This window comes from Microbacterium sp. B24 (assembly GCF_000333415.1).
Classification (GTDB): domain Bacteria; phylum Actinomycetota; class Actinomycetes; order Actinomycetales; family Microbacteriaceae; genus Microbacterium.
In genome coordinates, this window is sequence record NZ_BADB01000445.1 from 1 (window position 1) to 10,898 (window position 10,898).

The 10,898-nt window shown below is 69.3% G+C and carries 9 protein-coding genes and 1 pseudogene; 2 read left to right on the forward strand and 8 right to left on the reverse strand.

Annotation, left to right across the window (positions count from 1 at the left end; translation table 11 throughout):
• The 3 genes and pseudogenes from I5I_RS13220 to I5I_RS13230 form a co-directional block, all read right to left on the reverse strand.
• Positions 1–1,655: sugar ABC transporter ATP-binding protein (locus I5I_RS13220; RefSeq protein ID WP_239640124.1), on the reverse strand; the 1,655-nt coding region annotated here is incomplete at its 3' end.
• 124 nt (positions 1,656–1,779) lie between these two features.
• A pseudogene (locus I5I_RS13225) lies at positions 1,780–2,795 on the reverse strand (substrate-binding domain-containing protein).
• Between the two features lie 188 nt (positions 2,796–2,983).
• The gene (locus I5I_RS13230) at positions 2,984–4,009 is read right to left on the reverse strand and encodes a LacI family DNA-binding transcriptional regulator (protein ID WP_051039631.1); all 1,026 of its coding nucleotides are present in this window, start codon (positions 4,007–4,009) and stop codon (positions 2,984–2,986) included.
• 153 nt (positions 4,010–4,162) lie between these two features.
• On the opposite strand from I5I_RS13230, the gene I5I_RS13235 reads away from it, so the two are divergent.
• Entirely contained in the window at positions 4,163–5,020 is an 858-nt protein-coding gene (locus tag I5I_RS13235) for an alpha/beta fold hydrolase (protein ID WP_051039632.1), read from the forward strand.
• A gap of 24 nt (positions 5,021–5,044) precedes the next feature.
• On the opposite strand, the gene I5I_RS13240 is transcribed toward I5I_RS13235, so the two are convergent.
• Genes I5I_RS13240 through I5I_RS13250 form a run of 3 tightly spaced genes read right to left on the reverse strand, consistent with a single transcriptional unit; the run spans position 5,045 to position 6,997 of the window.
• Positions 5,045–5,272: a hypothetical protein gene (locus I5I_RS13240; protein ID WP_036320629.1), complete on the reverse strand. Its 228-nt coding sequence runs from the start codon at positions 5,270–5,272 to the stop codon at positions 5,045–5,047.
• A complete protein-coding gene (locus I5I_RS13245) occupies positions 5,265–6,371 on the reverse strand; it encodes a WxL protein peptidoglycan domain-containing protein (protein ID WP_148285563.1) in 1,107 nt (368 codons plus the stop codon). Before I5I_RS13245 ends, I5I_RS13240 begins: the two co-directional genes overlap by 8 nt.
• Positions 6,368–6,997: a hypothetical protein gene (locus I5I_RS13250; RefSeq protein WP_036320631.1), complete on the reverse strand. Its 630-nt coding sequence runs from the start codon at positions 6,995–6,997 to the stop codon at positions 6,368–6,370. The genes I5I_RS13245 and I5I_RS13250 overlap by 4 nt, the downstream gene beginning before the upstream one ends.
• A gap of 358 nt (positions 6,998–7,355) precedes the next feature.
• Between I5I_RS13250 and I5I_RS13255 the strand changes: the two genes are divergently transcribed.
• Complete coding sequence (locus tag I5I_RS13255) at positions 7,356–10,310, forward strand: immunoglobulin-like domain-containing protein (protein WP_051039633.1); 2,955 nt, start codon at positions 7,356–7,358, stop codon at positions 10,308–10,310.
• A gap of 13 nt (positions 10,311–10,323) precedes the next feature.
• Here the strand turns inward: I5I_RS13255 and I5I_RS13260 are convergent, their stop codons facing one another.
• Together I5I_RS13260 and I5I_RS13265 are read right to left on the reverse strand one after the other, a co-directional pair.
• Positions 10,324–10,572 carry a hypothetical protein gene (locus tag I5I_RS13260; protein WP_036320633.1) on the reverse strand — a complete coding sequence of 83 codons (249 nt, stop codon included), beginning with the start codon at positions 10,570–10,572 and terminating at the stop codon, positions 10,324–10,326.
• On the reverse strand, positions 10,569–10,802 hold the full coding sequence (locus I5I_RS13265) for a hypothetical protein (RefSeq protein WP_036320635.1): 234 nt from the start codon (positions 10,800–10,802) through the stop codon (positions 10,569–10,571). The genes I5I_RS13260 and I5I_RS13265 overlap by 4 nt, the downstream gene beginning before the upstream one ends.
• Between the last annotated feature and the right edge of the window lie 96 nt (positions 10,803–10,898).

Genomic DNA, 10,898 nt, shown 5'->3' on the forward strand with positions numbered 1-10,898 from the left:
TCAGCGCCAGCAGCAGGACGATGCCCACGATGCCCCAGAACCAGGGGGTGCGTACGAGCGCCCTCAGACGGGTCATGCCTGTCTCTTTCGACCTCGTCGGCGAGCGCTTCGCGTTTCGCTTCGGCGGCGGCCTCGGAGTCGGCGGCGATGATCGAGACGATCCGCTCCGCCGTGACGTCCGGGCCGTTGACGACCTCGCCGACCTTCTGGTGGTCCTTCATGATGACGATGCGCTCGGAGAGGCGGACGACCTCCTCCAGCTCCGAGGAGATGAAGACGACGCTCATGCCGCCCTCGGCGAGCTCGGCGACCGTCTCCTGGATGTCGGCCTTCGCGCCGACGTCGATGCCGCGCGTGGGCTCATCCAGCAGCAGCAGCTCGGGATCGGTCGCGAGCCAGCGCCCGAGGAGGACCTTCTGCTGGTTTCCGCCGGACAGCAGGCGGATGGGCCGATCGGGGTCGTTGGGGCGCACGCTGAAGCGCTCCATGTACATGGTGACGAGCCGGTCGACCTCCTTGGCGGGAACGCGTCGCAGCCATCCGCGCTGCGCCTGGACGGCGAGCATGATGTTCTCGCGGATGCTGAGGTCGCCGACGATGCCGTCGTCGCGACGGTTCTCCGTCGAGTAGGCGATGTGGTTCGCCAGGCCCGAGACGGGCGAGGTGATGCTGGCCTTCTTGCCCTTCAGGCGCACCGTGCCGGCATCCGGCTTGTCGGCACCGACGATGAGGCGCGCCAGTTCGGTGCGGCCCGAGCCGAGCAGGCCGGCGAAGCCGACGACCTCACCCTTGTGGATCTCGATGTCCGTGGGGGCCAGGGCACCCTTGCGGGCGATGCCGTCCGCGGCGTAGACGGGCGTCTGGCTGCGGTCTCGCTCGTCGACCTGGCGGTTGGAGCCGAGGGCCCGCAGGGCGCCGAGGTCCTTACCGATCATCTTGGAGATGAGCTCAGTGCGGTCGAGGTCGTTCTTGAGGTACTCGCCGACGAACGCCCCGTTGCGCAGCACCGTGATGCGGTCGCTGATCGCGTAGACCTGGTCGAGGAAGTGGGAGACGAAGAGGATGGCGACGCCCTGATCGCGCAGCTGGCGCATGACGCCGAAGAGCGTCTCGACCTCGGCGGCATCCAGGCTGGAGGTCGGCTCGTCGAGGATCAGGACCTTCGACTTGGTGACCATGGCCCGGCTGATCGCGACGAGCTGCTGCAACGCGATCGAGATGGACTGCAGGGGGGCGCGCGGGTCGAGGTCGCCGAGACCCATCTCGGTGAGCACCTCGTGGGCGCGGGCGTGGGTCTTGCGCCAGTCGATGCCGAAGAGGGAGCGGCTCTCGTGGCCGAGCATGACGTTCTCACCGATGGTGAGGTTGGTGCAGAGGTTGACCTCCTGGTACACCGTGGAGATCCCGGCGGCCTGCGCCGACGCCGTGCCGGAGAAACGCCGTTCCTCGCCGAAGACGAGGATCGATCCGGAGTCGATCTGGTAGACACCGGTCAACGCCTTGATGAGCGTCGACTTTCCGGCGCCGTTCTCGCCCATGAGGGTGTGGACCTCACCGGGCAGGAGGCGGAAGTTCACGTCGTCGAGCGCCTTGACGCCCGGGAACGTGATCGACGCGCCGCGGACTTCGACGATCGGGAGGGGTTCGGTGACCACTGCAGACTTCCTCGTTGAATCGGGTGGGGTCGCCCGTGCAGGGCGGATGGCGGGACGGGGACCGCCGAAGGTGGCGATCCCCGTCCCCGTTCTGTCCGAGCGGACTCGGGGCGGCTCGTGGTGCTTAGAAGCCGAGACCCTGGTCGAGCGCCTTCTGGGCCGCCTCGGGCGAGTCGAACGTGGCGCTCTTGACGATGATGGTCGAGTCGACCTTCTCGCCCGCGAGGGCCTTCTTCACAGCGTCGACCGCGTCGGTGCCGAAGAAGGGGTTGTACTGGGCGACGAAGCTCAGGTCGCCCTTCGCCAGCGCCTCCAGCGCGCCCTTGGTGCCGTCGATCGTCGCGATCTTGACGTCGGTGCCGGGCTTGAGGCCCGCCGCGCTCACGGCCTGCGCCGCGCCGATGCCCATCTCGTCGTTCTGGGCGAAGATGAACTGGATGTTGTTGTTGTTGGCCTTGAGGACCGTCTCGATGACGGACTTGCCTCGTCGGTCTTCCAGTTGGCCGTCTGTGCGCCGACCTTGTTCCAGCCCGACTTGCCGGCGATCGCGGCGTCGAAGCCCTCGTTGCGCTCGTTGACGACCGACAGGCCGGGAACGCCCTCGAGCACGAAGTAGTTCGCACCGCTGGGGAACGTGGTGGCGGCCCACTCGCCGACCGAGTTGGCGACCTGCTTGTTGTCGGGCGCGATGCGCGTGACGTACAGGTCGGAGGAGGCATCGACACCGCGGTCCAGCAGGATCACGGGGATGTTGGCCTCCTTGGCCTTCTTCAGCTCGTCCTCCCAGCCCGATGCCTCGGTCGCCGTGAGGAGGATGACGTCGACCTCGTCGTTGACGAAGGTCGAGAACGCGTCGAGCTGCGACTTCTGGTCGCTGGGGCTGGCCGCCGGAGCGTACTTGAGGTCGAAGCCCGCGTCCTTGGTGAACGCGTCCTTGATGGCCTGCTCGTTGGCGTTGCGCCAGCCGCCCTCGGGGCCGACCGCGACGAAACCGACCGTGATGGGCTTGTCACCACCGGCTGCGGCGCTGCCGCTGCCGGCGGGCTCTGCGCCACCCGAGCACGCGCTCAGCCCGACGACCATGGCGCCGGCCGCTGCGACCGTGAGCAGTCCACGGAATCCGCGCTTGCTGATGTCCATTCTTTCTCCTCCTTGAGAGTCCGCCGCGACGATTGCGGTGGATGTGTGTGGTGCCCCGGGGGGCGCATGGGATGCTGCACTCCGATTGTGCGCGCTAACAATTCCGGAACACAAGTGGCATTCGCCATCCCCGTGCTTTCGTTACTTTTTTGTTACCGCGAACAGTGCCGTGCCCGCGACGGGGGCCATCAGCCTCGGGGCACGGCCGCGGCGGTCGACGCGCGCAGCACCAGCTCCGGAGCGATCAGCGCATGCATCGCGGTGTCGTCGCCGTCGATGGCGGCGATGATCAGCCGGAGCGCGAGGGCACCGAGAGAGGCGAAGTCCTGCCGCACGGTCGTCAGCGGCGGCAGGAAGTGACGAGCGTCGGGCAGGTCGTCGAATCCGACGACACTGATGTCTTCGGGAACGCGAAGGCCGCGTTCCACGAGGCCGTGCACGGTTCCCAGAGCCATCTGATCGTTGGCGGCGAAGACCGCCGTCGCGGCGGCGAGCTGCCGGGACCGCCCGATCTCATAGCCGCGATCGGAGGTCCAGTCGCCCTGCACCATCGGCCCCTCCCCCAGGCCTGCCGCCTCCAGCTCATCGCGCCATCCCTGCCAGCGGGCTCGCGCGTCGTACCAGTCCAGGGGTCCGGCGACGTGGGCGATCGTGCGATGACCGAGTCCGATGAGGTGCGCCACGGCCATGCGCGCGCCGGTGTACTGGTCGACGGCGACGGTGTGCAGATGCGGGTCGGGCTCGGCCTTGATCACGAGCGTCGGCATGTTCGAGCTGTGCTCGCGGAACAGCTCCAGGGCCGATGACCGCGGAGCGATGACGCACAGGGCGTCGATGCCCTGAGCCACGAGGTCGGTGATGCCGGTGGAGATGGTCGCGGCATCCTCGTCCGACGTCGAGAACACACTCACCGAGTACGCACTGGCGCGGGCGGCCTCCTCGATCGCGCGCAGGGTGCTGTTCGGCCCCCACTGCACCGGACTGTCGACGAGAACACCGATGCGCATGGACTTGCTCGTCGCGAGGGCGCGAGCGATGGAACTGCGCGTGTACTGCATCTCGTCGATCGCCTGCAGCACGCGCACGCGCGTGGACTCGCGGATGTTGGGGTGACCGTTGAGCACGCGCGAGACGGTCATGTGCGAGACGCCGGCGTGATTGGCGACGTCGTAGATGCTGGGTTTGGCCCACCCTCGGCCGGACTGATCAGCCATCTGCGCCTTTCCCCTGGGAAGCTCCGCGCCGACGGTGCGCCGACGTGACCGTTCCGACGGAGTCCTCATGCGCTCAGGAGCGGATGCCTCATCGTTTCACACTCCGTCCGCGAGGAGCCGGCAGCACGCGCCGCGCATCATTACTCTCGATCCATGGACTCCGCCGACCGCACTCCCGACTCGCCTGCGGATGCCGCCGCGGAGGCGGTCTCGCAGATGGCGGATGCCGTCGATCGGGCGATCGACGAGATCACGGGCGTGCCGACCGACGACGGACGGATCGAGGTGTTCGCACACGGCGGCGCGAGTATCGTGGCCGAGCGCCGCGGCCAGGTCTCGTCCGCACGCACCATCGTGCTCGCGCACGGGATCGGCATGGGCCGCAAGGTGTTCGGAGACCTGGTGCAGCATCTGGAAGGCAAGGCGCTCGTCGTCGCGCTGGACCTGCCGGGCTACGGCGACGCCCCGGAGCCGACGCGCACGCCCACGATCGAGCGGATGGCCGATCTCGTCGCGGCGTATCTGCGCCATCTGGGACGTGGCCCGGTCGTGCTGCTCGGACACTCGATGGGGACGCAGGTCGTCACCGAGACCGCCGTGCGACACCCCGACACCGTCGACCGGCTCGTCCTGGTCGCCCCCACGGTCGACCGCCATCACCGGCGCGCGCTGCGTCAGCTGTGGCGCTTGGCGCGTGACCTGTGGGGCGAGAGCCCGAAGGTGCTGCTGCTGGGCGCCCGCGAGTATGTGCGGGCGGGACCGAACCTCCGGCGCAAGATGCGCGCGATGCTCACCCACCGCCCCGAGGCCGCCTACGCGCGAGTGTCGGCGCCCACCCTGGTGGTGCGGGGCGAATACGACGTCGTCGTTCCCCGTGAGTGGTTCGACGAGGTCGTCGCCGCCATCCCGGACTCGCGCGCCTTCGTCGTCGACGGCCACCGTCACGAGACGCTCATTCGCACGGCAGAGCCGACTGCCCGCGAACTGGATCGGTGGCTGTCCGCCCCGTGAGCGCCACGATCGCCCCGGGCAGGCTCACGGGCGCAGACGCGCGGCGCGGCGGCGCGCCCGCTGGACCAGGACGAATCCGGCCGCGACGACGACGGTGGCGACGACGGCGAGCCCCACGGGCACGGTGCCACCGGTCAGGGCCAGCGGGGAAGGGTCCGCGGACCCCGGCAGCGGCGCGATCGTGACCGCGACCTGCACGGACGAACCGGGCGATGAGATGGCGTCGGGAACGAAGGGGGAATCGTCAGGCACTGGTGCTCTCCTCTGTGAGTGCGGCTGCCGCCGGGGGTCGGTCGTGCTCGTGCGCGTCTGTGACGAGTCGATCGGTGCGGCGGTGGGAACGTTGCCGACCCCACAGCGCCGCGAAGATCAGAAGGGCCGATCCCGTCAGCACGATCAGCTGCGAGATCGGCATCGCCCACAGCGACGTCTGCAGTGACGACGCAGCGGCGATGGGGGTCTGCCCATCGATCGTGATCCCCCGCGGGCGGAGAGTCACGTCCACGGGAACGAGGATCGACGGCCAGAGGTCGTCGACGACGACGCGCACGGTGCGGCGATCGCCGGGCAAGAGGTCGATGACCGACTCACCGGCGGCGGGGAAGGCGGTGTCCTGGCCGGCAGCGGAGACCGTGCCGCTCGCCAGGAGCCTCGTGTTGCCATCGTTGACGACGTCGAAGCTGACGATCGCCGATCCCGGCCGCAGCGGGTTCCAGGCGACCGCGTACGATCCCCCGCCGCCGTGCAGCGAGGCGGCAGGGCTGAGCTGCCCCGCGACACGGGCCAGCACGCGCACGCCGACGCGGGTGTCCACGCCCACGCTCGCCCCGCCATCGACGCGAGCGGTCGACAGCACGGAGGCGGTGATGCCCGCCGAATGGTCTCCCGGCGCCGCGCCGGAGGGCGCAGCGATCGAGAAGGGGACGACCACGGTGGCGCCGGCGGGAACCGTCACGCGCGCCGGCAGGGAGATCCACGAGCCCGCATCGACGGAAGACTCTCCCTCTGCACGCACATCGAATCTGCCCGATGCCGAAGTGAAGCCGTCGGCTGCCGCCAGCCGGAACGTCACCGCCGCGTCGCTCGCGTTGCGCACGGCGATGTGATCCTCGACCGTCTGGCCGGGTCGCACGCCCACCTCGACGGCGGACCGACCGTCGGGACCTCGTCCGTCCGACGGCACGACCGACCACCGCACGCCCGCCGATGCGGGTGCGGCCTCGCGCGCGGCGGCCAGCGGGCCGACAGCCGGGGCGATCGACAGGGCGGCCGCGAGCAGCACCCCGACCGCGACGGCGACGGGAAGTCGCCATGCCGCTCGGGGACGCCGACGCGCAACGAGGGGAATCACTGCGGCTGAGCCTCTTCCCACAGCGTCAGAGTGATCGTGCCCGAATAGGCACCCGGCTCGACCGTTCGGGGCACCCTGAGGAACAGGTCCGCACCCGCCGTCCAGCTTCCGACCGCGGCAGACGCGCGGGAGTCGACCGACAGCGCCAGCAAGTGCGCGCTCGCGAGGCCGTCGTTGAGCGGAGTGTCGGCGGTGGCGGCATCGAGCACCGTGTTGACGACGTCGCCGGAGGCGACCTCCCCGTGACCGCTCGTCGTGATCACCTTCGGCGCCCAGCCGAGGTGACCCGCATCGATGCTGCGACTGCCGGAGGTCAGGGAACTGGCTTGACCCGTCACGTACCAGACGGCACCGGACGGGATGATCGCCCGATCGTCGGTGACGGTCACCTCGGGCAGCGACCCTGTGAATTGACGGACGTTCGCATCAGAGGAGGGGACCTCGGTGAGGGTGGTCGCCGTCGAGGCGACGCTCAGGGTGAGAGCACCGACCGGCGCGGCCTGACCTTCTGCATCTCGCTGCTGCGTGCGATTCTCGTCGGCGAGAGCGGCTCCCGCTCCGCCGACGACGAGCGCGCACCCGAGGAGTCCGGCTGCAACGCGCGCAAGGGCGACGTTCATCGTCATGGTGTCTCTCCCGTCTCAGCCCGGCATCTGTGCCGGCCCGATGCTGTCGACCCGTCGATGGGCTCACGACTTCCGAAATGTTAGCGATAACGGACCGAGGAAGATGTAACGAAAGAGTAACGACCCCGTCCCCGAGATCTGGGGATGCCGACACGAGCATGTACCCGTCGACTGCGCACTTGACACGCCGCCGGGGCGCCACCTAGCGTGAGCCGCGAGGGCATGTTTCCGGTAACACCCTTGAACGCGATCAGCGATTCGAACCCCCACGCGATGACGCAGGGCTCAGCACCGAGACGGAGAGGTCTCTGGCGCAAGCAGCGATGTCGCCCAGCCGAGATGAGCGAGGAGAGCGCGCATGACCACGCCTCAGAGAGCCCGAAACCGTTGGCGCCAGCCGCAGCATCTGCAGCCACTGTCACGGGCACGCATCGGCGCCCTCGCCGTCGCCGTCGGTCTGACACTCGCGAGCACCGCCGTTCCCGTTGCCGCGCGCGCCGATGGCCAACCCTCCCCCGTCATCCACTACTCGTTCGATACGGCATCCGGCACGACCATCTCCGACGTGAGCGGCAACGGCAACGACGCCACCCTCCGCCAGAGCGGCGGAGAGGTCGCCGACGGAATGCTCTCGCTGCCCGGGGGGTCGCGCGACACCGGGGCCTACCTTGACATTCCGACGACGGCATTGGTCGGCAAGAAGGACCTCACCATCTCGACGTGGCTGTCCCCGAAGACCGGCGCCGCCAATACGGCGGCCGCCTTCATCGGCACCCCGCTCACCGGTGGAGCGTCGTTCTCCTCCGGCTACTGGCTGCTCAACCCGACGAACCCCGCAGGCTACGTCAAGTCGGTCGTCACGAACGCCACCGATGCCGGCGCCCCCTGGACCACGGAGGTGGGCGCTGGGGCGACCGCGGCGGCGACGACGGGTCTGCGCACCCCGGCCGGCCTCAGCCTGTACACGACGGTGATCGACGGCACGAACGGGCAGCTGCGGGTCTATGTGAACGGCACCCGCATCACCCAGAATGCGATCTCCCGCTCGGTTGCCTCGTTCGGGGACGCGCTGACCGCGACGCTGGGCCGCTCGACGTACAACGACGCCAATTGGAGCGGGCTCATCGACGACTTCGCCGTCTACGGCCAGGCGATGAGCGACGCCGACGTGCAGTCCCTGTACAACGGGCAGGCCCTCGACCGCGCTGTCGCCGGCGTCGCCGTTCCCGCCACCGCGACCGCCGACTTCGCCCTACCGACGACGAGCGCGGGTGTTGCGGTGAGCTGGCGATCCGATGCCGCCGCCATCGTCGTCTCCGGAGGCACCGCCGCCGTGAGCCGCCCCGCGGGAGGTAGCGGCGACGCACACGTCACCCTGACCGCGACCTTCACCGCCGGCACGGCCACCCGGGAAAAGGCCTACTCGGTCACGGTCCCTCAGCAGCTGACCGACCAGCAGCGGGTGTCCCAGGACATCGCGGCCGTGAGTCTGACGAATCTCGACGACGTCCGCACGAACTTCTCCGTTCCCGCCACCGGCGCACAGGGCTCGACGATCACCTGGACGGTGACCGCGGGCACCAACATGGCCACCGTGCGCGACGGTGTCCGCCCCAATTCGCGCACCGTCGCCGTCTCCCGGCCGGCGGCCGGCGCCGCAGCCGCCACCGTCGAACTGACCGCTGTCGCTCGCAGCGGCGACGCCTCGGCGACCCGCACCTTCACGGCACGCGTGCAGCCGATGCCGGGCGGCTCAGCCATGACCGAGGCCTACTTCTGGACTTTCTTCACCGGCGAGGGCCAGGGCGCCGAACGCGTCAGCATCGCGGCATCCAAGGGCAATGACGCGCTCAGCTGGAACACTCTCAACAACGGACAGCCGCTCTTCTCCTCGACGGTGGGCACGCAGGGCCTGCGTGATCCGTTCATCCTGCGCTCACCCGACGGTGACAAGTTCTACATGATCGCCACCGACCTCAAGGTCGACGGGCTGGCCGGGGGCTTCACCACCGCACAGATCTCCGGCTCGCGCTACATCGAGGTGTGGGAGTCCACGGACCTCGTGACCTGGTCGGACCAACGCCACGTGAAGGTGTCGAGCGACGACGCCGGCAACACCTGGGCGCCGGAGGCGTTCTGGGACGACGAGCTCGACACATTCGTCGTCTACTGGGCTTCCAACCTGTACCCCACGACCGACCCGGCCGACCGCACCGCCGTCACCTACAACCGCATGATGTACGCGACGACCGACGATTTCGTCACGTTCTCCGAGGCGAAGCCGTGGATCGACGTGCGCCGCGGCGCAGGACTCGGAGCGATCGATTCGACCGTGGCGAAGGTCGGCGACGTCTACTACCGCTTCACGAAGGACGAAGCGAGCATGACCATCCGCGAGGAGAAGTCCACGAACCTCCTGTCGACGGTCAGCGGGTCGCTGCCGGGTACGACCGGGTCCGCCGACCAGTGGACGCTGGTCCAGGATCGAGTGGCCAGCGGCCTGCCCAACGGCGAGCCCGGCGGGATCTACTCCAGCGGCGAAGGACCGAACATCTTCCCCGCCAACGAGGGCGATGTGAACGGACAGCGCTGGTTCCTGTTCATCGATCAGCCGAACTACCACGGCGGACCCAATCACTACGTGCCCTTCGGGACGACCAATCTCGAGGGCGCTGCGTGGCAGCCGCTCGGTGAGAAGCTTCGCCAAGGCCTGCCGCAGAACGCGGACGGCGGCAAGCCGCGCCATGGCACGGTGCTGCCCATCACGCGCGCCGAGTACCAGCGGGTGCTGACCGCCTATGCGCCCGATATCGCGGTGGCCTCCGTCGCCGCGATGGACCTCTCGACCACGGTGGGCACCGCGCCCACCCTGCCGCAGGCGACGCTCACGACAGTGAGCGGTCAGCAGCGCACGGTCGACGTCGCGTGGGACACCGTCGCCCCCGCGTCCTACGCGCAGCCGGGGACTTTCACGGTGCGCGGCGTCGCCCAGGACGATTCCCGGATGCCGGTGGAGGCCACCGTCACGGTGACCAGCGTCGTCCAGGTCACTGTCTCCACCACGTCACGCTGCGTCGCAGGCGCCGTCGTTCTGGTCGTCACCGCCGCGAACGAGGACGGCGCCCCGGCCACCGTCTCCGTGACGACGCCGTATGGCGCGAGGACGATCGCGCTGGCGCCGGGAACGACGGCATCGTCGGCATTCTCGACGCGCCTCGGGAGCATGCCGGCGGGGAACGTCTCCGCGGCCGTGACGCGCGAGGGGAACAACTCGACACTCGAGGTGGGCTACGCCGCGCAACGCTGCCGCTGAGAAGGCACGTCGTTCAGTCGGTCGCCTGGTCCGCTGCGAGCTCAGCGATCAGCGCGAGGATGACCTCCTCCTCGGCGGGAACCCCCGTCTCGGCGAGGCGACCGCGAACGGCCTTGTCCACGGTGGCCGCGTTCTGACCGGCGACGTCGGCGCGCAGCTGGGCGATCAGCCCGTCCAGGCGCTCCTGATCCGATGTCTGGTGAAGGTCGAGCCGGGGCTCGTCCTGCGTCTCCGCAGGCGTCGTGTCGTCCGTGTCGCTCATCGCTGGGTCTCCTCGTCGTCGCGAACCTGCTCGTCGGTGCGCAGGTCGGGATCGAGTCCGGCCTGGATCTCCGCGCTCTCCACGAACCCGTCGGGCACACCGTCCACGGGCTCTTCGGCCCGCGCCGAGGCCTCGCGCGTCTCGTCGTCGGCGACGGCCCCGCTCTCCCAGCCTCCGGCCGGTTCGGCATTGATCACGCCGTCCGGGAGTTCATCTCGATCGGTGCTCATGGCTTCTCCTCACATCGGTCGTCCCCACTGTGCGGGGCCGTGCGGCGACCGGCCAGACCCTTGACGGGGCCGGCGGCGGGAAGCTAGGAGACGATC

Coding starts and splice junctions, on each gene's coding strand:
- I5I_RS13230 (WP_051039631.1), bottom strand. CDS start 4,009: ATGGCTGATCAGTCCGGCCGAGGGTGGGCCAAACCCAGCATCTACGAC.
- I5I_RS13235 (WP_051039632.1), top strand. CDS start 4,163: ATGGACTCCGCCGACCGCACTCCCGACTCGCCTGCGGATGCCGCCGCG.
- I5I_RS13250 (WP_036320631.1), bottom strand. CDS start 6,997: ATGACGATGAACGTCGCCCTTGCGCGCGTTGCAGCCGGACTCCTCGGG.
- I5I_RS13255 (WP_051039633.1), top strand. CDS start 7,356: ATGACCACGCCTCAGAGAGCCCGAAACCGTTGGCGCCAGCCGCAGCAT.
- I5I_RS13260 (WP_036320633.1), bottom strand. CDS start 10,572: ATGAGCGACACGGACGACACGACGCCTGCGGAGACGCAGGACGAGCCC.
- I5I_RS13265 (WP_036320635.1), bottom strand. CDS start 10,802: ATGAGCACCGATCGAGATGAACTCCCGGACGGCGTGATCAATGCCGAA.